Genomic DNA, 22,912 nt, shown 5'->3' on the forward strand with positions numbered 1-22,912 from the left:
GGATGACGCACAATCTCGGAACATGACGCCCAAAATAGAACCTAAATGCACCTGTATTGTGCTTAAAGTCGCACAAATCAAGGCCGTTCGTTCCGAGCTCGCCGAAGTCGCGCAAGCGCTAGCCACCAATCTCGGTGCGAACCGCACCGAATAGACGCTTCACGCACAACATTGGCCCATTTCTTGCGTTCGTTGCCCGCTTTTTTGGCATACGCAGGAAACATCGATGGAAAGTCTTAAAACCGGCACCGACACCCTCTTTCTCTTATTGGGTGCGGCAATGGTGCTGGCCATGCATGCCGGGTTCGCGTTTCTGGAACTCGGTACCGTGCGCAAGAAAAATCAGGTCAACGCGCTGGTCAAGATTCTGGTGGATTTCTCCGTCTCGACAATCGCGTATTTCTTCATCGGCTACACGATCGCATACGGCACGCAGTTCTTCGGCAACGCTCAAACGCTGGCCGCGCATAACGGCTACGAGCTGGTGCGCTTCTTCTTCCTGCTGACCTTTGCCGCGGCGATTCCGGCGATCGTGTCGGGCGGCATCGCGGAGCGTTCCAAATTCAATCCGCAACTCTTCGCCACCTTCGTGCTGGTCGGCTTCATCTACCCGCTCTTCGAAGGGATCGTCTGGAACAACCGCTTCGGCATTCAGAACTGGCTGACCGGCGTGTTCGGCGTGCCGTTCCACGACTTCGCCGGCTCCGTGGTCGTCCATGCGTTCGGCGGCTGGGTCGCGCTGCCGGCCGTGCTGCTGCTGGGCGCGCGTCATGGCCGCTACCATCGCGACGGCGGCATTGCCGCGCATCCGCCGTCGAATATTCCGTTTCTCGCGCTGGGCGCCTGGGTGCTGGCGGTCGGCTGGTTCGGCTTCAACGTGATGAGCGCGCAAACCATCGACAAAATCAGCGGCCTCGTCGCCGTCAATTCGCTGATGGCGATGGTCGGCGGCACGCTGACGGCCTGGCTCGCGGGCCGCAACGATCCCGGTTTCACGTACAACGGCCCGCTCGCCGGGCTGGTCGCCGTGTGCGCCGGCTCGGATCTGATGCATCCGCTCGGCGCGCTGCTGACGGGCGGCATCGCGGGCCTGCTGTTCGTCTTTATGTTCACCTGTGTGCAGAACCGCTGGCGCATCGACGACGTGCTCGGCGTCTGGCCGTTGCACGGCTTGTGCGGCGCGTGGGGCGGCATTGCGGCGGGCATCTTCGGCTTGCCTGCGCTGGGCGGCATCGGCGGGGTGTCGTTCGGGGCGCAACTGGTGGGGACGTTGGGCGGCATCGCGGTGGCGGCGCTCGGCGGCACGCTCGTGTACGGCGCGATTCGCCTGACGGTGGGCCTGCGGCTCGACCAGGAGGACGAATACAACGGCGCGGACCTGTCGATCCACAGAATTTCGGCGACGCCGGAGCGCGAAAGCGTCGGCTGACGCATTCGCCGCGCGGCAGCCTTCGACGGTTCAGTGGCGAGCAGGGCCCGAGGATGCGCCGGCGCTTGCCGCGCGAGCCGCTCCTAGCGGGACGATGAATCCACCGCGTCCGCGTTGCCGCCGACGATGCCGAATTCGATCGGACAACGCGTATAAAACACCGGCACGCTGCCTTGCCGCACGGCGGCGAGCAGCGTTTCGGCTTCCCCTTCGGTGACGGCGAAAATCACCTGCACCGGCTGATCCGCCAATTCGAAGAAACGCGCCGCGTGACGCGCGCCGGCGTGACCAATGCCTTCGGCGGCCGCCACGACGGTCGCGCCGCGAATGCCGGCCTGTTTGGCGACCGACAACAGCCATTCCACGACCGGCTGATGATCATGACGCCGGTTCTGCTCGCTATAAAACGTCAGCTGGTAGCCTTTCTTCATGTCGGCCTTCCTTGTTGAAGCCTGGCGGACCCGCACTCGACGTCGGCAGGCGCTGACTTCATTCTAGGTCACGCCCACGTGATGCCCGCAACGCCTATCCAACGACCCGCGCGACTACCCCACGCCGCCGCCCCGACCTGTCCCCACATGCGCTAGCCGGTGTTAGACTTGCGCGCTGGAAATGGCATTCTCCCTTAACCGCCGTGGTGGCTGATGATGCCTGCTTCGCCCGGGTGACCGCGGACGCGGCAGCGCGTCTCCCGCTCAGCCCGGTTTGTCGACCTTCCGGTTTTGCCAGGCCTCTTCCCATGTATTGGTCCATTCTCGCGGTCGCCGTCGGCGGCGCGCTCGGCTCGCTGTTCCGCTGGTTTCTCGGCATCCGCCTGAACGGCTTGTTCGTCAGCTTGCCGCTCGGCACGTTCGCCGCCAATGTGATCGCCGGCTACATCATCGGCGTGGCGGTCGCGGGCTTCGCGCGGGCGCCGCACGTCGCGCCGGAATGGCGGCTCTTCGTCATCACCGGGATGATGGGCGGACTCTCGACCTTCTCCACTTTTTCAGCCGAAGTCGTGCAGCGCCTGCAGGACGGCCGGCTCGGCTGGGCCGCGGGCGAGATCGTGATTCACGTGGGCGCGTCGCTCGTCATGACCGTGCTTGGTATCGCCACGGTCTCGTTGCTGTCGCGCTGAGGACGCCGCGGCGTGCCCCGTCACACGCCGAATGGGAACGTATCGGGCGTGCCTTCGCGCATCGGCGTCGGAAGCGGTTCAACGGCGCTCGTGTGATCGACCCAGACATAAGCGTCGAACTGATCGGCGAGCGACGCTTGCGCATAGTGGCTATAACGCTCGGTGTCCGGCCGATAGATCACGCCGATGAAACGTTCCAGCAGCGGTTCGCTCAAGCGCGTCCGCAACGCGTCATGCACACCGGGGCGCAGATCCAGAAGAAAGCGCGGCTGCCCCGCGCGGTGCATCCAGTATTCATAGCTGTCATCCAGCGCCGGACGCACTTCCTTCACCTCCATCGGACCATCCCAGTCGCTTGCGGCGGCGACGGTGCCCGCGTGCGTGCCGAAGCCGATCAGCGCCGCCTCGTCGCCGAAGTACTCGCGGCATAACTGCCCGACGTTGATCTCTCGCGAGATGCGCCCCATCTCGGTCGCGCTGGCGTCGCCGATATGCGAGTTGTGCGCCCACACCACCGCGCGCGCGTGCGGGCCGCGCGCGTCGAGCGTATGGCGCAGCGTCTCGAACATATGCGTGTCGCGCAGGTTCCAACTGTGCGCACCGCCGTAATACATGGCGCGGTAGTAGCGCTCGGCCGACGCGACGAGGCGTGCGTTCTGCGACGCGTCGAAGAAAGTCTCGCCGTCATGCTCCGCGTAGTCGAGCCGGTTTCTCAGCAGGTCCTGCAATTGAGCGACGACGTGTTGCTCGCATTGCGCATAGCCGCCCTCGAGCGCCGCGCGTCCGTACACGGCCGGGTCCTTCTGCCACGGACCGAAGCAACCATAGCGTTCGCGGGCAATACGGGCCGCGGCGGGATCGACGGAGTCGAGGTAGCGCAGCACCGCGTCGATCGACTCGGAGAGGCTATAGATATCGAGCCCATAAAGACGCGCCTGACGCTCGTGCGGAAGAGTGGCGTTATGGCCGCGCAGCCAGTCGGTGAACGCCTTCACGTCGGTATTGCGCCACATCCACGTCGGAAAACGCCGGAACGGCGCTTCGCGACCGCTGGCGGGCGGCCGATTCCGCACGTGCCGGTCGAGCGCCGCCGCGTCGGGCCAATCGGCTTCCAGCGCGACGATCGAGAAGCCATGCTCCTCGATCAGCCGCCGGGTGATGGCCGCGCGCAAGCGATAGAACTCGGCAGTGCCGTGGCTCGCCTCCCCGAGCAGGACCACGCGCCGCGCGGCGAAGCGGTCGGTGAAATACTCCAGTATCGCGGACTCGAAGTCCGTGAACGGCTCGGCGGCGGCGCGGATCGCCGCGGCCAGATCATCCGGCGCACGAGCGTGTTGCGTCGGACTGTCGGCGACGGCCGGCGGATCGAGCATCACGTCTTCGGCCGGCCAGCCGTCATCGCCGATGAGCGGCACGAACATCACCGCGCCGAGCGTCCGTTCGTCGTAGTCGTGTTCGGTGCGGCGCACGACTTTCACGAGCCGCTGATGGTATCGCTCGTGACCCACGGGCATGATGAGCCGGCCGCCGAGCGCGAGTTGCTCGCGCCACGCCCGCGGCACGTGCGGACCGCCGGCGGACGCGAAGATCGCGTCATACGGCGCGCCTTCCGGCAAACCGTGCGTGCCGTCTCCGGTATGCACCGTGACGTTGTCGATGCCCAGGCGCGCGAGCGTTTCGCGCGCGGACTGCGCAAGCGCCGCGTGGCGCTCCACCGTGTCGACATGCGCGGCGATGGCGGCGGCGATGGCGGCGGCGTAACCCGATCCGGTGCCGATCTCCAGGACCCGGTCACCGGGGCGCAACCGCGCCGCCTCGATCATGCGCGCGACGATGTAGGGCTGCGAGATGGTCTGCTGCTCGGCGATCGGCAACGGTGTGTCGTCGTAAGCGAATTCGCGCAGATGCGCGGGCACGAACTCTTCTCGCGGCACGCGCCGCATCGCGGCCAGCACGTTCGGGTCGCCGATGGAGCGCCCGGCGATCTGGCGCTCGACCATCAACTCGCGTGCCTCGGGCAAGTTGGTCATGGCTGCTCCTTGACGCTACGCCTCCCGCATTTCATAACAGGTCGCGAAGCTTGTAGTACCACATGCCGAGGACAAGGCCGGGTGCGCGCAGCATCGCGCCGCCCGGAAAACGACGATGGCGGATGCGGTTGAACACCTCGAACCGCGAGGTTTCTCCCGCGATGCTGTCGGCCATCAGTTTGCCGGCCATGCCCGCGAACACCAGGCCATGACCCGAGAAGCCTTGCACGTAGTAGATGTTGTTGCCGAGCCGCCCGAGGTCGGGCGCGCGGTTCATGGTGATGTCGACGAACCCGCCCCACGCGAATTCCACGCCGAGATCCCCTGTTTGCGGGAACACGTCGGTCATGCGCACGCGCATGCGCTCGACGAGATTGCGCGGCGCCTTGGCGCTATACGTTTCGCCCGCGCCGAACAGCAACCGATGGTCGGCGCTGAGCCTGAAGTAATCCAGGACGAGGTTATTGTCCGACGCCGCCGCCCGGCCCGGCATCAACGCATCGGCACGGGCCTGTCCCATCGGTTCGGTGGCGACCATATAGGTGCCGACCGGCATGATGCGGCCTCTCAGTTCGGGCGCCAGTTCGTCGCCGAACTCGCCCAGATAGACATTGCCGGCGAGCACCACGTAACGGCAGCGCACCTCTCCCTCGGCGGTCTTGACGACCGGCTCCCGCCCTCGCTCCAGCCGGAATGCGGCGGTGTTTTCGAATAGCCGCACGCCGGCGCGGCGTGCGGCGGCGGCCAGTCCGAGGCAGTACTTCAACGGATGCAAATGGCCCGAGCCGGCATCGTAGGCGCCCGAAACAAAGCGATCGCTATTCAGATGTCCGGCGATCTGCGCGCGATCGAGCCATTGCAACGGGTAATCGTAGACACGCGCCATGTGCTCCACCCAACGACGCAGCGCCTCCGACTTGCGCTTGCGCAACGCGAGCGTCAGGTAGCCCGAGATGTAGTCGCAATCGATGCCGTAGTCGCCGATGCGCTGCCTGAGCAGGCGCATGCCGTCGATCGACGCGTCCCACGCGGCCCGCGCCACTTCGCGCGGACACTGCGTTTCGATCGCATGCTCGCCTTCCGCGCCGAAGCCCACGAGCGCCTGGCCGCCGTTTCTTCCCGATGCGCCCCAGCCGATGCGATGGGCTTCGAGCAGCGCAACCGTGTAACCCATTCTGGCGAGTTCCAGCGCACAGGAGAGGCCCGCATAGCCCGCGCCGATCACACACACATCCACCGCCATCGATTCCTGGAGCGGCGCGCAGAGCGGCGCGCGAACCACGCTCGCCTCGTAGTACGACTTCTCCAGAACGCCCAGCTCTTTTTGCAGTAATCCGGCCATCAAGGCGCCTCCTCGCGCGCTCGCAGTCAGGCAACCCGTCAGGCAACCCGTATGTTGAGGAACTGCCACGGGTCGCTATCGTCCCGTGGCTCTTCGTAGAGCCGCGAATGCTGCGTGAGCGGCGTCCATTTGTCGTAGACGCCGACGACCTCGCCAAGATACGGGCGCGCGACGCGCATGACGGTTTCGTAGTCGATGTCGTCGGGCTCGATCACCCCCGCTCGAGGGTTGGACAGCGCCCACACGATGCCGCCGAGAATGCCGGCCACCACCTGAAGACTCGTCGCCGTGTTATGCGGCGCGATGCGGCGTGTTTCCTCGGTGCCGAGCTGCGAGCCGAACCAGTAAGCGCCGCGCTCGTTGCCCATCAGCAGAACGCCGAGTTCGTCGATGCCCTCGGTGATCTCCTCGCGCAAGATCCGCTCGCGTTCCTGCGGCACCCATCCGCGGCCGGCGAGTTCGTCGATTGAAAGCACCGCGTCGTCGCAAGGTCGATACGCGTAATGGACGGTCGGCCGATAGACGACCTCGCCGTTTTCCCTGAGCGTGAGATGGTCCGCGATCGAGATGGACTCGCCGTGCGTGATCAGAAAGCCGTGATACGGTCCGCCCAACGGCGTCCAGCTACGTACCCGGGTGGCGAGGCCCGGGCGCGTCAGATAGATTGCCGCGTCCGAGCCGAAGCCGTGCCGGCGAGCGTCGGCGGGCCAATGCCGTTCGTGCGTTCCCCAGCCGAGTTCGGCCGGCTGCAAGCCTTCTTCGATGAAGGCCTGCACGGACCACGTGTTGACGAACTCATTCGGCGCTTTCCTCGCCGCCGCGATCTGCGTGTCGTGTTCGGCGATGTGGATCGCCCGGATGTCGAGCCGCTGCGCGAGCGTTGCCCAGTCCTCGAAACTCGCGAGCCGTCCCACCGGCATATTGCTGTCCGCCGCCATGTTGACCAGCGCCTGCTTGACGAGCGACGAGATCAGTCCGGGGTTGGCGCCTTGCGTCAAAATGGCCGTGGGTCCGTCGCGCTTGTCGAGGCGGAATGCGAGCACGGCTTCTCGCAACGCATAGTTACTGCGGCGCGACGGCGGCCCCTTCTGGCTCGCGCCGCCTCCGCTCCACGGTTCGATCGAGGTATCCAGGTACAGCGCGCCGCATTCCCAGCAATACCGCACGAGCGCTTCGCTGGACACGTTCACGGAGAGATTCAGCAGAAAGTCGCCTTCGCCGACGAGCGGTTGAAGCACGGTCCGGTAGTTTTCCTCGGTCAGCGCCTCCTGCACGATCGCCACGCCGTACTCCTGCGCGATGGCGATGTCGTCGGTGGGCAGGCAGAGCACGGTCACCGCGCCGGGGTCCATGTCGATGTGCCGCAGCAGCAGCGGCAGCGACGAACTCGCGATACATCCGAAGCCCACGATCAGCATCCGGCCGTCGAGTCGCGCATGTTTCGTGTCGAAAGAAGAGGCGTTGTTCATGGCGCGTGGCAAACCGTTGAGCATGACACCCCGGTTACAGCAATGCGCGTGCCGCCACGCGGACAGTGTCGCTATCCCACGCCGTCGCGAACCTCTCCTGGCGACCCGCGCGCGCTCGGATCGATAGCCGCGTCGGCAACATTTACATGGCTTGCATGCCGAACCATTCGATGGCGACACAGGCGGCAAAGGCGGTGTTTCCACTACTCAAGAAACGTACTGGGCACGCCGTTAATGCAGACAGTAGCCGTCCATTGGAATAGGCCCGGAGACTCCATAGCACGGCCCCAGCATGCCAGCCGATACACCCTTTCTCAAATCCGTTCTCGCGACTCCGACGGCGGCCGATTGCCCCGTGACGACGGGCGTGCGCATCTCGCTGCTCTCGTCCATCTTCGCGGATCGGCGCTCGCTTCTCATGTCCGGCTTCGCCACCGCCTTCGTCGCGCTGGTCGCGTTCGCGCGCTTGCATGAGGCGTGGACGTTGGCCTGGCTTATCTGCGACGCGTGCGTTCTCGCCGCCCGGCTGACCATCGCTCAGGCGCTCGTCTCGCAGCGAGCTTCCGCGCTCGCGCATCTGCGCCGGCCGCTGACGTTCTACGTGCCGCTTTCGCTGCTGGCTTCCGCGTTCCTCGGCGGCGGCACGATGCTTTGCGTGATGTCGGGAGACGCGGCGCTCGCCTCGCTCGCCATCATGGTGACGGCCGGCATTCTCGGCGGCATCGCATCGAAAAACGCGGCCATACCGCGCCTTGCGATTTCGCAGATCTGTCTCGGCGCATTGCCGATCGGCATTGGCGCATTGCTCGCGCCATCGCGCGATTACTGGATTCTCGTACCGCCGCTTTTCATCTTCAGCACCGCGATGGCGTCGATTGTCCGGCGTCACTATTTTTCGCTCAGCGCATTGATGACCGCCGAGGAAAATCACGCGCAACTCGCCGCCCGCTTCGATGCCGCGCTCACGCACATGCCGCACGGCCTGTGCACCATCGACGAAGCGGGCAAGGTCATCATCGCCAACGGCCGCACAGCCGAACTGTTCGGCGCGAAGGCGGACGCGCTGCTGCTCAATGTGCCGTTTCCCGATTTCCTCTGGCACGTCGGCGTAAAAAAACTGGGCGAGCCGCGCGCACGACAATGGGTGGACGAATCGCGGGCGTGGCTGTCGGAAGGGCGCGGCCCGCTCGAACTCGACCTCGGCAATGGACGGAAGCTCGAGATGTCCCGCAACGTGGTGCCGGACGGCAGCGCCGTCATCATTATCGAAGACGTCACGGAGCGGCGGCGAGCCGAGGCGGAGATCCTGCATTGGGCCAGTCACGACCCGCTCACCGGCTTGTCCAACCGCCGCCGCCTGCGTGAGCAACTGGAGCAGATGTTGCTGCGGCAGACGAGCGGCGCCCATCGTGCGTCGGCGGTGATGTATCTGGATCTGGACGGCTTCAAGTGCATCAACGACAACCTCGGCCACCATGCCGGCGACGAAGTGCTGAAGGCCGTGGCGCATCGGCTCGAAAAAGGCTTGCGGCACGGCGAGACGGTGGCGCGGCTCGGCGGCGATGAATTTGCGATCGTCATCGAACGTACGACGCCCGCCGCGTGCGCCGCGCTTGCGCGGCGACTCATCGAGCAATTGTCGAGACCGTACCCGCTATCGTCCGGCGGAACGGTGACCATCGGCGCCAGCGTCGGCATCGCACTCACCGTCGACGGCGAGACGCTCGAATCGCTGCTCGAGCGCGCCGATACGGGCTTGTATGAAGCCAAGGCCGCGGGGAAAGGCACCTTCCGCTTCGCCGCGGCGAGCAGCGTGGAAGCGCTCGACGAGAGCGCTCCCGGCGCGCCGTTGCGGATGCAGGAGTAGCGACGTCACGCCGCGATTCTGGCGGCGAGCGGACCGCGCGGATTTTCCGCGCGGCGTTCGCGTGTCGCATGTCGCGTGAAAATCGTTGGCTCATGGAGCGGGCCCGGAGATTGCCGCCAACGCATAAGCTGCATGACAAGCCGCACTGACGCGGCTGGCTAGGAGGAGCGAGGCGAATGGAACAGCTACCGTTCTTCACCATCGGTCATTCGACGCGGCCGCTGCCAGAATTCATCGCCCTGCTGGAAGCGTCGCGGATTCAGACCTTGGCCGACGTGCGGAGCATTCCGCGTTCCCGCACGAATCCGCAGTTCAACCAGGAGAGCTTGCCGCAGGCGCTCGCGCATGCCGGCATCGACTACGTGCACCTCGTCCGGCTCGGCGGCCGGCGCGGCCGCACCAAAGCGGCGGGCGCGTCGCCGAACGCTTACTGGACGCATCCGGCCTTTCGCAACTACGCGGACTACGCGATGAGCGAGGCGTTCCAGGCGGGTCTCGCGGAATTGCTCGAACTGGGGCATCGGCGACGCACGGCGATCATGTGTTCGGAAGCGGTCTGGTGGCGGTGCCATCGTCGCATCATCACCGATTACCTGTTGCTGCACGGCGAGACGGTCGAGCACATCATGGACGCGCGGCATACGAGCCCCGCGACGATGACGCCGGGGGCGTCGCCGCAGCCGGGGTTGATACTGCATTATCCGCAGGCGCCGGATTAGCGATCCGGGGACGTGTGTGGGGTCATGCGCCGCGCCGGCTTGAAATTTTCGGCAGAGGTTCTAACCTGGAATTCGCTCGGGCAGACGACTCGTGTCACGCGCCGAGCGCGTCGCGGCATCTCGGCATCGCGGCGCGTGATCGCGGCTGTCGATTGCCGGCTCTCCGGGCCGTTAGCTCAGCTGGTAGAGCAGCGGACTTTTAATCCGTTTGTCGGCGGTTCGAATCCGCCACGGCCTACCAAAGAAAGAGAACGAAAAACAATACTTTGCTCAACACTGGAAAGCCACTTACTTCACCGTGGGTAGCTTTACGGTGTGGCTGAATCTTGCCGAATCTTGCGGAATTCACGCTTGTGCGCATTAAGCGCGCGGCACGCTGATTGCTGAACCTCATGGTCAAGCAGACGACGATCGTCTGCGTCGACATTCCAGTTCAATCAAGGAGGAACGGATGATGAACAAGGCAACCAGCATATTGATCGCGACCGTCACGGCACTCGCGCTGTCGGGCGGCGCTTATGCACAGGCGGGCGGAGGCTCGAGCGGCGACGGTACGTCAGGCAGCACGGCTGGCCCGGCGAACCAGGTGAACGGTGCAACGAGCGGCTACGGCACGCCAGGCGCCACCGGTTCGGACAGCGGGAACGTCGCCGGGTCGCCGAACTCGGGTTTGCCGAGTAGCACGAACAGCTCGAAGTCCGGCACCAGCGCGCCCAAGAGCAACAACACGCTGGCGACCCCGAGCACCAAGTCGCCGGCCGCCGGCCAATAACGCCGGAACACGGCATTCACCGCGCCGGCCGCTCGGCCGGTACGCCGGCGGAAGCGAGGAGTTCGTTCTCGACCAGATCGAACTTCAGCGGCGCGTCCGCGGAAAGGTGTTTTCTCTGCACGACGCGCCGCCACGTTCCATTCGCGTCCGGCTTCCGATAAAACGCCACCACCGCCACGTACTGCGTGTCGCGCCGCATCGGCTGCGACACGCTTGCGGCCGCGCCGGGGTTGACCACCGTCGCGATGCTCGCTTGCAGGTCTTCGGCGAGCACGGTCTTGTCGTTCTTCAGCAGATCGTCGTATGACGCGGCATCGAAGCGCTTGCGGTCCTTGAGCTGGTACACCCTGACCGCGACCGAATACGGCCGGTTCGCGTCGTCGGGATTCAGAGCGGCGCCGAGGCTGACCGGAAAAACCGAGAACGCGCGGCACCTATCGACCGCGAAAATCCACCAAGCGACGCTAAATATTCGCGTGGATGAATCACGCCAAAAAAAAGGCGTCACGTTTCCGTGACGCCTTAAAAAGTTCTAGCCATTCCGAGGGCCGTGCTAGAACCTGAGAGACGGCATTCGAAAGTTCGGCCGGCGAGGCTGCGCCCTGAACGGCGCGCAACACGTGGACTCGAGCACTTAGCTCAAGCGCCTAAGCGCGGACTGTTACCGTGGACTGTGGAAAGGCACTCGACCAGACACTACGCGGACCACGGTAGGTATCGGGAGATTTCAAACGCAAGGACCCGAACCCGTCTTTCGAAATGAGGTTCCATTTTTTATGGTTATGCTGACTAAGTCAAGCAAAATCTAAACACACGCGATCCGTTCCGGCAAAATGTTCCGATACAATAAACGTTCGGAGAAATAAGAACGCAATGCCCCAACATGGGGCTGTTCCAAGGCCTTGGCGGGTGAGCCGCCGGCGAGCCGGCGCGTAAAGAAACTGAAATATAGTTCCAAAAAAACCATGAACCGATCCACGTCCTCCCGAATCGCCGCCGACCAGGCCAAAGAAAAAGACGGTCCCGGCGAGGAAGTCACCGCGCTGGCACGCGGCCTCACCGTGCTGCGCTCCGTCGCCGCCGCCGACGCCCCGCTCAGCAATCGCGAACTGACTGAGATCACCGGAATTCCCAAGCCCACCGTCTCGCGCATCACCGCCACGCTGGTCAGCGCGGGCTTTCTGTTCCGCTTGCCCGACAGCGAGCGCTTCGTGCTGACGTCGTCGGTGCTGGAGTTGAGCAACGGCTTTCTGCGCAACTTCGACATTCGGGCGCGCGCGCGGCCGTTCCTGATCGAACTCGCCGAACGGACCGCGCTCTCGGTGCATCTGGCCGTGCGCGACCGTCTGGACATGGTGGTGATCGACGCGATCCGGCCGCGCTCGGCGGTGCTGGTGTCGCGCCTCGAGATCGGCTCGCGCATGAACCTGAGCCGCACCGCCATCGGCCGCGCCTATCTGGCGGCGCTCGCGGAGCCTGAGCGCGAAAAGCTGCTGATCGGCCTGCAAGCCGCGGAAGGCGACGACTGGGGTCACGTCGGCAGCCGGCTCGAAAGCGCATTGCAAGAAACCATCGAGCAAGGTTTCGCAATCGCCACCGGCGAGTGGCACGACGGCCTGAACGCGATCGCCCTGGGCTTCATTGGACCGTCGGGCGAACGCTATGCGGTCAACTGCGGCGGCTCCGCCGACCAGTGCCCGCGCGATTGGTTGATATCGCGCGCGGCGCCGGCCCTGCTCGAATGCGTCTCCCGGATCGTTCTGGAAATCGGCGGCACGCCGGGGCGCCGACTCGACAACTGAGACGCCCGAGGGCTCGCCGGTCGGCGGCCATCGGCAACCAGACGTCCTGTAACCCTCGTAACCAAAAGAAAAATACACGGGTGGACTGTTACAGAGCCCGCGACGTAGGATCATGCATTCCCGTCGCGGACGCTCGCCCTGGCTCGTTGCCACTGCGTCGACATTGCATCGGCATTGTTTGATAGCGCACCGGCGATCCGTCGTGATGCCACGTTGGGTTAGCATCTCTGTCCCGCGCCTCGGGTAGCATCGCGCTGAACACGCGCAGCGCCCGCACTGTCGAAACCGCCTGTTACGCCGCGCGAGCCGGGCCGCCGAACTGTCCCGGCGGCTCGTATGCGAGCGGCTCACATCAAAAGCCAGCCACCTGACGAACCGATGGACGAACAACAAAAGCATTCGGAAACCACACGCCCCGCCGCCCCGGCTTCGCCACCGTCCGCGAGCGGCGCGCCCGGCGCGGTAAAGCGCCACCGCGGCCGCAACCTCGCGCTGCTGGTCGCGGCGCTCGTCATTCTCGGGGTCGTGCTGTGGCGCTGGCATCCGTGGGGCGGCCCAGGCGGCGGCGCAAGCGGCGCTTCCAGTGCAAGCGGCGCGAGCGGTGGAAGCGGCGGCCGCGCGGGCCGCGGCGGGCCCGGCGGCATGGCCAACATGCCGCAGCCCGTGCACGTCGCAACGGTGACGCAAGGCGAGATGCCGGTGGTCCTCACGGCGCTCGGCACGGTCACGCCGCTTGCCAGCGTCACGGTGCTGCCGCAGTTGAGCGGCGTGCTGCAAGACGTGTATTTCAAGGAAGGCCAGATGGTCAAGAAGGGCGACGTACTTGCCCAGATCGACCCGCGCCCCTATCAGATCTCGCTCGACAACGCGCAAGGCACGCTTGCGCGCGACGAGGCCTTGCTGCAAACCGCCCGGCTCGATCTGAAGCGCTATCAGACGCTTCTCGCGCAAGACTCGATCGCGAGCCAGCAGGTCGACACGCAGGCCTCGCTCGTGCGCCAATACGAGGGCACCGTGAAGTCCGACAAGGCGAACATCGACACCTACAAGCTCGACCTCGCCTACGCGCGCATCACCGCGCCGGTGTCGGGGCGCGTCGGCCTGCGCCAGGTCGATCCCGGCAATTACGTCACGCCGAGCCTGACCAACGGCATCGTCGTGATCACGCAGTTGCAGCCGATCAGCGTGATCTTCACCACCTCCGAAGACAACCTTCAGCAGATCCTCCAGCAAACGCAAACCGGCGCGAAGCTTTCGGTCACCGCTTACGACCGTAGCAACACCACCTCGCTCGAAGGCGGCACGCTCGAAACGCTGGACAACCAGATCGACACCACCACGGGCACGGTCAAGCTGCGCGCAGTGTTCCAGAACACGAAGAGCCTGCTGTTCCCGAATCAGTTCGTGAATACGCGTCTGCTCGTCAACACGATCAAGGACGCGGTGATCGTGCCGACGCCGGCCGTGCTCAACGGCTCGATGGGGCAGTTCGTGTATGTCGTGAAGCCGGACAACACGGTGAGCGTGCGGCCCGTCAAGGTCGGCCCGGTGGACGGCGAGCGCACCAGCATCAAATCCGGTCTGCAAGTCGGCGAGCGCGTGGTGATCGACGGTTCCGACCGGCTCAAGGAAGGCGCGAAGATCACGATTCCAGCCGAAAAGCCGCGCGGCGCATCGGGCGCGCATGGCGCAAGCGGCGTGGCCTTCGCGTCGGGCGCATCCGGCGCACGCGCGCATCGCGGCAAACACGCGGCGCAAGCCTCGCAATAAAGTAAAGGCACGGCCATTACCGCATGAATCCATCCCGCGCCTTTATTCTGCGTCCTGTCGGCACCGCGCTTCTGATGGCGGCGATCATGCTGGTGGGTCTCGTCGCGCTGCGCTTCCTGCCGCTCTCCGCGCTGCCCGAGGTCGACTATCCGACCATCCAGGTACAGACGTTCTATCCGGGCGCGAGCCCGGACGTGATGACCTCGTCGGTCACCGCGCCGCTCGAGCGGCAGTTCGGACAGATGCCGTCGCTGAACCAGATGTCGTCGCAAAGCTCGGCCGGCTCGTCGATCATCACGCTGCAGTTCAGCCTCGACCTGCCGCTCGACATCGCCGAGCAGGAAGTGCAGGCGGCCATCAACGCAGCCGGCAACCTGCTGCCCTCCGACCTGCCCGCGCCGCCGATCTACGCGAAGGTCAATCCGGCCGACGCGCCGATCCTCACGCTCGCGATCACGTCGAAAACGCTGCCGTTGACCCAGGTGCAGGACCTGGCCGACACGCGCCTCGCCCAGAAAATCTCGCAGGTGGCGGGCGTGGGTCTCGTGAGCCTGTCGGGCGGCCAGCGCCCCGCCGTGCGAATCCAGGCGAATCCGCGCGCGCTCGCCGCATACGGCCTGAATCTGGACGATCTGCGCACCACGATCTCGAACCTGAACGTCAACACGCCGAAGGGCAATTTCGACGGCCCCACGCGCAACTACACGATCAACGCGAACGACCAGTTGACCGACGCCGAGGCCTACAAAAGCGCGGTGATCGCGTACAAGAACGGCCGCGCGGTGATGCTGACCGACGTCGCCACCATCGTGCAAGGCCCCGAGAACACCAAGCTCGGCGCCTGGGTCGACAACACGCCGGCGATCATCCTGAACGTGCAGCGCCAGCCGGGCGCGAACGTGATCCAGGTGGTGGACAGCATCAAGAAGCTGTTGCCGCAGTTGCAGCAGTCGCTGCCCGCCGCGCTCGAGGTGCGGATCGTCACCGACCGCACCACCACCATCCGCGCCTCGGTGCGCGACGTGCAGTTCGAACTGGCGATGTCGGTGGTGCTGGTGGTGCTGGTGATGTATCTGTTCCTTGCCAACGTCTATGCGACCATCATTCCGAGCTTGTCGGTGCCGCTGTCGCTGATCGGCACGCTCGCCGTGATGTACCTGTGCGGCTTCTCGCTAGACAACTTGTCGCTCATGGCCTTGACCATCGCGACGGGCTTCGTGGTCGACGACGCGATCGTGATGATCGAGAACATCGCGCGCTACGTGGAGCAAGGCGAATCGCCGTTGGAGGCCGCGCTGAAGGGCTCGAAACAGATCGGCTTCACGATCATCTCGCTGACGGTTTCCCTCATCGCCGTGCTGATTCCGCTGCTCTTCATGGGCGACGTGGTCGGCCGCCTGTTCCACGAATTCGCGATCACGCTCGCCGTGACCATCGTGATCTCGGCCATCGTGTCGCTCACGCTGGTGCCGATGATGTGCGCGAAGCTCCTGCGCCACTCGCCGCCGCCTGAGAGCCACCGCTTCGAAGCGCGGGCGCACCGCTTCATCGACTGGGTGATCGACCGTTACGCGGTCGCGCTCACATGGGTGCTGAACCGGCAGCGCTCCACGCTGGTCGTCGCGATTCTCACGCTGGTGCTGACCGGCGTGCTGTACGTGTTCATTCCGAAGGGCTTCTTCCCGGTGCAGGACACCGGTGTGATCCAGGCGATCACGCAGGCGCCGCAGTCGGTGTCGTATGCGTCGATGGCCGAGCGCCAGCAGGAACTCGCCGCGCAGATTCTCAAGAACCCGGACGTGCAAAGCCTCACCTCGTTCATCGGCGTGGACGGCAGCAATATCACGCTGAACAGCGGCCGCATGCTGATCAACCTGAAGCCGCGCGACGACCGCGACAACACCGCGAGCGAAGTGATTCGCCAGTTGCAGCGGGACGTGGCGCATATTCCGGGCGCGTCGCTGTACATGCAACCGGTGCAGGACCTGACCATCGACTCGACAGTCAGCCCGACGCAGTACCAGTTCATGCTGACCGATCCGAACATCGGCGAATTCACGACGTGGGTGCCGAAGCTCGTCGAACGGTTGAGGCAGTCGCCGGAACTCGCCGACGTCGCCACCGACTTGCAGGACAACGGCCAGTCGGTCTACGTCGAAATCGACCGCGCGACCGCGTCGCGCTACGGCATCACGCCGGCCACCGTGGATAGCGCGCTGTACGACGCGTTCGGCCAGCGCATCGTCTCCACCATCTTCACGCAGTCGAACCAGTACCGCGTGATCCTGGAAGCGCAGCCGCAGATGCAGCACTACACCGAGTCGCTGAACTCGATCTATCTGCCCTCTTCCACGGCGACGGGCGGCCAGGTGCCGCTGTCGGCGATCGCGCGGTTCATCGAAAAACCCGCGCCGCTGCTGGTCACGCACCTGAGCCAGTTCCCGGCCACCACCGTCTCGTTCAATCTCGCGCCGGGTTCGTCGCTCGGCGCGGCCGTGAAGGCGATCGAGCAGGCGCAGAAAGACATCGGCTTGCCGGCCTCGTTCCAGACGCGCTATCAGGGCGCGGCGCTGGCGTTCCAGGCGTCGCTGTCGAACGAACTGTTCCTGATCCTCGCGGCGATCGTCACGATGTATATCGTGCTCGGCGTGCTGTACGAGAGCTTCATTCACCCGATCACGATTCTGTCGACGCTGCCCTCGGCCGGCGTCGGCGCGCTGCTCGCGCTGCTGATCACCGGGCACGATCTGGACATCATCGGCATCATCGGTATCGTGCTGCTGATCGGCATCGTGAAGAAGAACGCGATCATGATGATCGACTTCGCGCTCTACGCCGAGCGCGAGGAAGGCAAGGCGCCGCGCGAGGCGATCTACCAGGCGTGCCTGCTGCGCTTCAGGCCGATTCTGATGACCACGCTCGCCGCGCTGCTCGGCGCGCTGCCGCTGATGCTCGGCACGGGCGCCGGTTCGGAGTTGCGCCGGCCGCTCGGCATCGCGATCGCCGGCGGCCTGATCGTGAGCCAGTTGCTGACGCTGTTCACCACGCCGGTGATCTACCTCGGCTTCGACGCGCTCGCGCGCCGCATGCGCGAGCGCTTCAATCGCGGCAAGCCGGTGCCGCCCGCCACCGACGCGGGAAGCTGACCGATGAACCTGTCGCGTCCGTTTATCTCGCGCCCGGTCGCCACCACGCTGCTCGCGATCGGCATCGCGCTGGCCGGTATTTTCGCGTTCACCCAACTGCCGGTCGCGCCGCTGCCGCAGGTCGATTTTCCGACCATTTCCGTGCAGGCCTCGCTGCCGGGCGCGAGTCCGAATACCGTCGCCACCAGCGTCGCGAGTCCGCTCGAACGGCATCTCGGCTCGATTGCCGACGTCACCGAAATGACCTCGATGAGTTCGGTCGGCTCGACGCGCATCACGATGCAGTTCGGCCTGAACCGCGACATCGACGGCGCCGCGCGCGACGTGCAGGCCGCGATCAACGCCGCGCGCGCCGACCTGCCCACGAGCCTGCGCAGCAACCCGACCTATCACAAGGTCAATCCGGCCGACGCGCCGATCATGATTCTCGCGCTCACGTCGAATACGCTGACCGCCGGCCAGTTGTACGACTCAGCCGCCACGGTGCTGCAGCAGTCGCTCTCGCAGGTGGACGGCGTCGGCGAAGTGGACGTGAGCGGCTCGGCCAATCCGGCCGTGCGGGTCGAGCTGGAACCGCAGGCGCTGTTCCACTACGGCATCGGTCTCGAGGACGTGCGCGCGGCGCTCGCCGCGGCCAACGCGAACAGCCCGAAAGGCGCGATCGAGTTCGGCCCCAATCGCGTGCAGATCTACACCAACGACCAGGCGAGCAAGGCGTCGCAATATCGCGACCTCGTGATCGCCTATCGCAACGGCGCGGCCGTGAAGCTCTCCGACGTGGCCGAGGTGGTCGATTCCGTCGAGGATCTGCGCAACCTCGGCCTCTTCAACGGCAAGCGCTCCGTGCTGGTGATCCTGTACCGCCAGCCGGGCGCGAACATCATCGAGACCATCGACCGCGTCAAGGCGATGCTGCCGCAACTGCACGCGTCGCTGCCCGCCGATGTCGACATCACGCCGACCGCCGACCGCTCCACCACGATCCGCGCCTCGCTGAGGGACACCGAACTCACGCTGGTGATCGCGATGGCGCTGGTGGTGATGGTGGTGTTCCTGTTCCTGCGCAACTGGCGCGCCACGCTGATTCCGAGCGTGGCCGTGCCGATCTCGATCATCGGCACGTTCGGCGCGATGTACCTGCTCGGTTTCTCGATCGACAACCTCTCGCTGATGGCGTTGACGATCGCCACCGGCTTCGTGGTCGACGATGCGATCGTGGTGCTGGAGAACATCTCGCGCCATATCGAGAACGGCGTGCCGCGCATGAAGGCCGCGTTCCTCGGCGCGCGCGAAGTCGGTTTCACGGTGATGTCGATCAGCATTTCATTGGTCGCCGTGTTTCTGCCCATTCTGCTGATGGGCGGCATCGTCGGGCGGCTCTTTCGCGAGTTCGCGCTGACGCTGTCGCTCGCGATCGGCGTGTCGCTGATCGTCTCGCTCACGCTCACGCCGATGATGTGCTCGCGCCTGTTGCGCGAGCCGCACGAGAAAAAGGAAGAAGGCCGCTTCGGCCGCTGGCTGGAACGCGGCTTCGCGTCGATGCTGCGCGGCTATGAGCGCACGCTCGGCTGGGCGCTGCTGCATCCGCGTTTGATCGTCACCGTTCTGCTGTTCACGATCGGCCTGAACATCTGGCTGTACATCATCGTGCCGAAGGGCTTCTTTCCGCAGCAGGACACCGGCCGGATGATCGGCGGCATTCAGGCCGATCAGAGCACCTCGTTCCAGGCCATGAAGGGCAAGTTCGCGCAGATGATGGAGATCGTCGGCAACAACCCGGCGGTGGACAGCGTGGTCGGTTTCACGGGCGGCCGGCAGACCAACGCCGGCTTCATGTACGTCTCGCTCAAACCGAAGAGCGAACGCAAGATTTCCGCCGACCAGGTGATCCAGCAACTGCGCGCGCCGCTCGGCGACGTGGCCGGCGCGCGCACCTTCCTGCAGGCGGTGCAGGACATTCGCGTGGGCGGGCGACAATCGAACGCGCAGTACCAGTTCACGCTGCTGGCCGATTCCACGCCCGACCTGTACCTGTGGGGGCCGAAGCTCACCGAGGCGCTGCAGGCGCGCCGCGAACTGGCCGACGTGAATTCCGACCAGCAGCAAGGCGGCCTGGAGGCGATGGTGACGATCGACCGCGCCAGCGCGGCGCGGCTCGGCATCAAGCCGGCGCAGATCGACAACACCTTGTACGACGCGTTCGGCCAGCGCCAGGTGTCGACGATCTACAACCCGCTGAACCAGTACCACGTCGTGATGGAAGTCGCGCCGAAGTACTGGCAGAGCCCGGACATGCTGAAGCAGATCTACATTAGCACGTCGGGCGGCAGCGCGAGCGGCGCGCAGACCACGAACGCGCCGGCGGGCACGGTCACCACGCAGACCACCACTTCGTCGAGTACGAGCACGAGCACCAGCGCGTCGGCGGGCGGCACGGCGGGCACCACCGCATCGAGCGCGGCCACCATCGCCGCGGATTCCGCGCGCAACCAGGCGATCAATTCGATTGCGACGAGCGGCAAGTCGAGTGCTTCGTCGGGCGCGGCGGTGTCGACCTCGAAGGAAACGATGGTGCCGCTGTCGGCGATCGCGAGTTTCGGGCCGGGGAATACGCCGTTGTCGGTGAATCACCAGAGCCAGTTCGTGGCCTCGACGATTTCGTTCAATCTGCCGCCGGGCGTGTCCTTATCGACGGCGACTCAGGCGATCTACGAGACGATGGCGCAGATCGGCATGCCGGCCACGATCCACGGCAGCTTCCAGGGCACGGCGCAGGCGTTCCAGCAGTCGATGTCCGATCAGCCGATCCTGATTCTGGCCGCGCTGGCGGCGGTGTATATCGTGCTGGGGATGCTGTATGAAAGCTATATTCATCCGCTGACGATTCTGTCGACGTTGCCCTCGGCGGGCGTGGGCGCGTTGCTCGCCTTGCTGCTGTTCAAGACCGAGTTCAGCATCATCGCGCTCATTGGGGTGATCCTGCTAATCGGCATCGTGAAGAAGAACGCGATCATGATGGTGGACTTCGCGATCGAAGCATCGCGGCAAGGGCTGTCCTCGCGCGATGCGATTTTTCAGGCTTGTTTGCTGCGCTTCCGGCCGATCATGATGACCACCTTCGCCGCGCTCCTCGGTGCATTGCCGCTGGCGTTCGGGCGCGGCGAAGGGGCGGAACTGCGGGCGCCGCTCGGCATTGCGATCGTGGGCGGCCTGATCGTCAGTCAAATGCTCACGCTCTATACCACGCCGGTGGTTTATCTCTACATGGATCGGGTTCGGGTGAGGTGGGAGGCGAGGAAGGCGCGGCGGGGGGGAACGGCGGCGACCTGACCAATTCAGTCGCGGCGCGAAACCCCTACGGCCTATGCCCCGCCGCCCACTCCTTCACCGCTTTCAACGTGTTCTCGACGTGCTTCTCCGGCGAGAGGCTCGTGTACTCGTAAATGATCTTGCCGTCCGGCGCGATCACGTACGACACGCGGTTAGCCATCGACGCATGCATCGGCATGCCGGCGTCGTATGCGCCGATAACCTTCGAATCGGCGTCCGCCGCCACCGGAAATTTGCTGCGGCATTCGCTGACCGAAAACTTCGTCAACGTATCGATGTTGTCGTGCGACACGCCGATCACCGTCGCGCCATATTTCTTGTACTCGTCGACGGCTTCGGCAAACTGGTGCGCCTCGATCGTGCAGCCCTTGGTGAAAGCCGCCGGATAGAAGTACAGCACCACCGGCCCTTTCTTCAACTCGTCGGCGAGCGAATAGGTGTAGGTCTTGCCGCCAAGCGATGCCTGCGCGGTAAACGGCGGCGCGGCGTCGCCCGGCTTGAGCGTCGCCGAGGCCGTCAGCGAATGCATGGCGATTCCCACCGACATCGCGGCGGCCAGCGCCGCCGATACCAATTTTCTGTTCATCCGCAGTTCCTCCTGGCGTGAATGCACGCGGTTCGTCCAATGACTCGAAGGTCGTGGCGACCTCCCATGCCATTGGACCACGTATGAACAAGCGGCGTCGGAATCCGCCCTGAAGATGGGAACGCGAGCCGCCGCCCGCAACCTTAGGCGGCCGCCTCCTCGACATGCGCGCCAAACCACAGCGCCGCGCACAGATTCAGCTCGGCCAGCACGTCGGGCGTGAGCGCGGCGAAGCCGGGCGGCGCATCGGGGCCTGCCGCGATCGACGCCGCATCGGCGCCCTCGCCGGCCGCTTCCGCGACACGCAGCAACGCGCCGAGCATGCCGCCGCGCGAGACGATCGCCTCGCGAATCCGCGGCGCGAGGCCGAGTTTCTCCAGCACCGCAGCCGGCGTGCTGCCGACCACCACATGCACCAGCGAAAAAATGCCGGTCATGAAAGCCGCATCGGCGAATTCGTCGTCGGCCGGGCGCAGCCGGCTTGCGGCCAGTTCCATGAAGCGCGAGCGCGTGCCGGCCAGGTGCACCAGCGGATCGGCGCGCCACGGCAGATCGCCGCTGTCCGCGTAGAGCAGCAGTTGCGCCCAGCGCGCGATCTGCCGCGTGCCCGCGGCGATGATCGCCTCGCGCAACGACGCAATATTGCGCCCGAGGCCGAACGCACTCGAATTGACGAGGCGCAGCAGTTGCACCACCACGCCGGGGTTCAGCTTGAGTTCGGCCTCCAGCTCGACGATGCCGGCATCGCGCGAAAGCAGTCCCAACAGACGCAGCAGGCCCGGCCGCAGCGAGCGGTTGCGCGGCGCGGTCAACACCTGCGGCCGCGCGAAGAAGTACCCCTGGGACAGATCGAAGCCGAGTTCGCGAGCAAGCATGAAGTCCTCGCGCGTCTCGATCTTCTCGGCGATCAGCGTCTTGCCGTGAGCGCGCACGGCCGCCGCCAACCCGGGCAGCGCGTCACGCGCGGTCAGCAGAAAATCGATCTTGACGATGTCCGCATACGGCAACGCCGCGAACAGTTCGTCCGACAGTTCGCTGACGTCGTCGAGCGCCACTTCGAAACCGGCGCGTCGCAATTCGGTCAGCCGCCGCGCCAGTTGCGGATCGAACTTCACGGTTTCGAGGATTTCGAGCACGAAGCGCTCGGGCGGCATCAGATGGACGATGTCGTTAAAGAGCAGCGCGCGGTCGATGTTGACGAAGCCGCGATGCCGCCCGAGCACGGCCGGCACACCGATCCCGCCGATGGTGCGCGCCACCACGTGCGCGGTGGCCTGGGCGTCGTTGCCGACTTCGGCATAGTTATGCGCGCCCGCTCGAAACAGCAATTCGTAGCCATGCAACGCGCCGTCGCGATCGAGAATCGGCTGGCGGCCCAGGTAGACGAACTGGCCCGCAACATCGGCTCTACCATCGGCCCTAACATCGGCCCCGGCATCGGCGCCCGCGGCAGACGGATCGAGTAGCCCGCTACGCCGGGAAATAGCCCTGACAATGTGACGTTCAGACATGGATCATCGGCGCAAGGGT

At 65.2% G+C, this 22,912-nt stretch carries 16 protein-coding genes, 1 tRNA gene and 1 riboswitch; of the genes, 10 read left to right on the forward strand and 7 right to left on the reverse strand.

Features of this window, described 5'->3' with window-relative positions:
* Positions 1-226 precede the first annotated feature (226 nt).
* Positions 227-1,429 carry an ammonium transporter gene (locus tag CUJ90_RS11550; RefSeq protein WP_114162756.1) on the forward strand — a complete coding sequence of 401 codons (1,203 nt, stop codon included), beginning with the start codon at positions 227-229 and terminating at the stop codon, positions 1,427-1,429.
* An 83-nt stretch (positions 1,430-1,512) separates the two neighbouring features.
* Here CUJ90_RS11550 and CUJ90_RS11555 read toward each other — a convergent pair whose 3' ends face one another.
* Positions 1,513-1,860, reverse strand: a complete 348-nt coding sequence (locus CUJ90_RS11555) for a DUF190 domain-containing protein (RefSeq protein WP_083083987.1) — start codon at positions 1,858-1,860, stop codon at positions 1,513-1,515.
* 168 nt (positions 1,861-2,028) lie between these two features.
* A riboswitch (Fluoride riboswitch) is annotated at positions 2,029-2,090 on the forward strand.
* A gap of 78 nt (positions 2,091-2,168) precedes the next feature.
* Here CUJ90_RS11555 and crcB point away from each other — a divergent pair.
* Positions 2,169-2,549 (forward strand): fluoride efflux transporter CrcB, encoded by a 381-nt coding sequence (crcB, locus tag CUJ90_RS11560; protein ID WP_114162757.1) that lies wholly within the window; start codon positions 2,169-2,171, stop codon positions 2,547-2,549.
* 20 nt (positions 2,550-2,569) lie between these two features.
* Here crcB and CUJ90_RS11565 read toward each other — a convergent pair whose 3' ends face one another.
* From CUJ90_RS11565 to CUJ90_RS11575, 3 genes are read right to left on the reverse strand one after another with little or no spacing between them, the layout of a single operon-like run.
* On the reverse strand, positions 2,570-4,579 hold the full coding sequence (locus CUJ90_RS11565) for a protein-L-isoaspartate(D-aspartate) O-methyltransferase (protein ID WP_114162758.1): 2,010 nt from the start codon (positions 4,577-4,579) through the stop codon (positions 2,570-2,572).
* A gap of 31 nt (positions 4,580-4,610) precedes the next feature.
* Positions 4,611-5,921: an NAD(P)/FAD-dependent oxidoreductase gene (locus CUJ90_RS11570; protein WP_083083989.1), complete on the reverse strand. Its 1,311-nt coding sequence runs from the start codon at positions 5,919-5,921 to the stop codon at positions 4,611-4,613.
* Between the two features lie 38 nt (positions 5,922-5,959).
* The gene (locus tag CUJ90_RS11575; protein ID WP_114163532.1) at positions 5,960-7,390 is read right to left on the reverse strand and encodes a homospermidine synthase; all 1,431 of its coding nucleotides are present in this window, start codon (positions 7,388-7,390) and stop codon (positions 5,960-5,962) included.
* 292 nt (positions 7,391-7,682) lie between these two features.
* Here CUJ90_RS11575 and CUJ90_RS11580 point away from each other — a divergent pair, with 292 nt between their 5' ends.
* From CUJ90_RS11580 to CUJ90_RS11595, 4 genes are all read left to right on the forward strand, one after another.
* Positions 7,683-9,257, forward strand: coding sequence for a sensor domain-containing diguanylate cyclase (locus tag CUJ90_RS11580; RefSeq protein WP_114162759.1), 1,575 nt, complete (start codon positions 7,683-7,685; stop codon positions 9,255-9,257).
* 176 nt (positions 9,258-9,433) lie between these two features.
* Positions 9,434-9,976: a DUF488 domain-containing protein gene (locus CUJ90_RS11585; RefSeq protein WP_114162760.1), complete on the forward strand. Its 543-nt coding sequence runs from the start codon at positions 9,434-9,436 to the stop codon at positions 9,974-9,976.
* A 165-nt stretch (positions 9,977-10,141) separates the two neighbouring features.
* Positions 10,142-10,217: transfer RNA gene (locus tag CUJ90_RS11590), tRNA-Lys, on the forward strand.
* Positions 10,218-10,430: 213 nt separating this feature from the next.
* Entirely contained in the window at positions 10,431-10,748 is a 318-nt protein-coding gene (locus CUJ90_RS11595) for a hypothetical protein (protein ID WP_083084345.1), read from the forward strand.
* A 16-nt stretch (positions 10,749-10,764) separates the two neighbouring features.
* On the opposite strand, the gene tssJ is transcribed toward CUJ90_RS11595, so the two are convergent.
* The gene (gene tssJ / locus CUJ90_RS11600; protein ID WP_244220022.1) at positions 10,765-11,199 is read right to left on the reverse strand and encodes a type VI secretion system lipoprotein TssJ; all 435 of its coding nucleotides are present in this window, start codon (positions 11,197-11,199) and stop codon (positions 10,765-10,767) included.
* A 514-nt stretch (positions 11,200-11,713) separates the two neighbouring features.
* On the opposite strand from tssJ, the gene CUJ90_RS11605 reads away from it, so the two are divergent.
* The 4 genes from CUJ90_RS11605 (at position 11,714) to CUJ90_RS11620 (ending at position 20,796) form a co-directional block, all read left to right on the forward strand.
* The gene (locus tag CUJ90_RS11605; protein WP_114162762.1) at positions 11,714-12,550 is read left to right on the forward strand and encodes an IclR family transcriptional regulator; all 837 of its coding nucleotides are present in this window, start codon (positions 11,714-11,716) and stop codon (positions 12,548-12,550) included.
* A 378-nt stretch (positions 12,551-12,928) separates the two neighbouring features.
* Positions 12,929-14,320: an MdtA/MuxA family multidrug efflux RND transporter periplasmic adaptor subunit gene (locus CUJ90_RS11610; protein WP_114162763.1), complete on the forward strand. Its 1,392-nt coding sequence runs from the start codon at positions 12,929-12,931 to the stop codon at positions 14,318-14,320.
* 23 nt (positions 14,321-14,343) lie between these two features.
* Positions 14,344-17,466, forward strand: coding sequence for an MdtB/MuxB family multidrug efflux RND transporter permease subunit (locus CUJ90_RS11615; RefSeq protein ID WP_114162764.1), 3,123 nt, complete (start codon positions 14,344-14,346; stop codon positions 17,464-17,466).
* Between the two features lie 3 nt (positions 17,467-17,469).
* Positions 17,470-20,796: an efflux RND transporter permease subunit gene (locus tag CUJ90_RS11620; RefSeq protein ID WP_114162765.1), complete on the forward strand. Its 3,327-nt coding sequence runs from the start codon at positions 17,470-17,472 to the stop codon at positions 20,794-20,796.
* A gap of 25 nt (positions 20,797-20,821) precedes the next feature.
* Here the strand turns inward: CUJ90_RS11620 and CUJ90_RS11625 are convergent, their stop codons facing one another.
* Positions 20,822-21,382, reverse strand: a complete 561-nt coding sequence (locus CUJ90_RS11625) for a peroxiredoxin (protein ID WP_114162766.1) — start codon at positions 21,380-21,382, stop codon at positions 20,822-20,824.
* A 143-nt stretch (positions 21,383-21,525) separates the two neighbouring features.
* Positions 21,526-22,893 (reverse strand): EAL and HDOD domain-containing protein, encoded by a 1,368-nt coding sequence (locus CUJ90_RS11630; protein ID WP_114162767.1) that lies wholly within the window; start codon positions 22,891-22,893, stop codon positions 21,526-21,528.
* Positions 22,894-22,912: the final 19 nt, after the last annotated feature.

The sequence above is a fragment of the Paraburkholderia terricola genome, assembly GCF_003330825.1.
Lineage (GTDB): Bacteria > Pseudomonadota > Gammaproteobacteria > Burkholderiales > Burkholderiaceae > Paraburkholderia > Paraburkholderia terricola.

Coding starts and splice junctions, on each gene's coding strand:
- CUJ90_RS11615 (WP_114162764.1), top strand. CDS start 14,344: ATGAATCCATCCCGCGCCTTTATTCTGCGTCCTGTCGGCACCGCGCTT.
- CUJ90_RS11580 (WP_114162759.1), top strand. CDS start 7,683: ATGCCAGCCGATACACCCTTTCTCAAATCCGTTCTCGCGACTCCGACG.
- CUJ90_RS11595 (WP_083084345.1), top strand. CDS start 10,431: ATGAACAAGGCAACCAGCATATTGATCGCGACCGTCACGGCACTCGCG.
- CUJ90_RS11585 (WP_114162760.1), top strand. CDS start 9,434: ATGGAACAGCTACCGTTCTTCACCATCGGTCATTCGACGCGGCCGCTG.
- CUJ90_RS11575 (WP_114163532.1), bottom strand. CDS start 7,390: ATGAACAACGCCTCTTCTTTCGACACGAAACATGCGCGACTCGACGGC.
- CUJ90_RS11570 (WP_083083989.1), bottom strand. CDS start 5,921: ATGGCCGGATTACTGCAAAAAGAGCTGGGCGTTCTGGAGAAGTCGTAC.
- CUJ90_RS11630 (WP_114162767.1), bottom strand. CDS start 22,893: ATGTCTGAACGTCACATTGTCAGGGCTATTTCCCGGCGTAGCGGGCTA.
- CUJ90_RS11620 (WP_114162765.1), top strand. CDS start 17,470: ATGAACCTGTCGCGTCCGTTTATCTCGCGCCCGGTCGCCACCACGCTG.
- CUJ90_RS11610 (WP_114162763.1), top strand. CDS start 12,929: ATGGACGAACAACAAAAGCATTCGGAAACCACACGCCCCGCCGCCCCG.
- CUJ90_RS11605 (WP_114162762.1), top strand. CDS start 11,714: ATGAACCGATCCACGTCCTCCCGAATCGCCGCCGACCAGGCCAAAGAA.
- CUJ90_RS11550 (WP_114162756.1), top strand. CDS start 227: ATGGAAAGTCTTAAAACCGGCACCGACACCCTCTTTCTCTTATTGGGT.
- CUJ90_RS11555 (WP_083083987.1), bottom strand. CDS start 1,860: ATGAAGAAAGGCTACCAGCTGACGTTTTATAGCGAGCAGAACCGGCGT.
- CUJ90_RS11565 (WP_114162758.1), bottom strand. CDS start 4,579: ATGACCAACTTGCCCGAGGCACGCGAGTTGATGGTCGAGCGCCAGATC.
- CUJ90_RS11625 (WP_114162766.1), bottom strand. CDS start 21,382: ATGAACAGAAAATTGGTATCGGCGGCGCTGGCCGCCGCGATGTCGGTG.
- crcB (WP_114162757.1), top strand. CDS start 2,169: ATGTATTGGTCCATTCTCGCGGTCGCCGTCGGCGGCGCGCTCGGCTCG.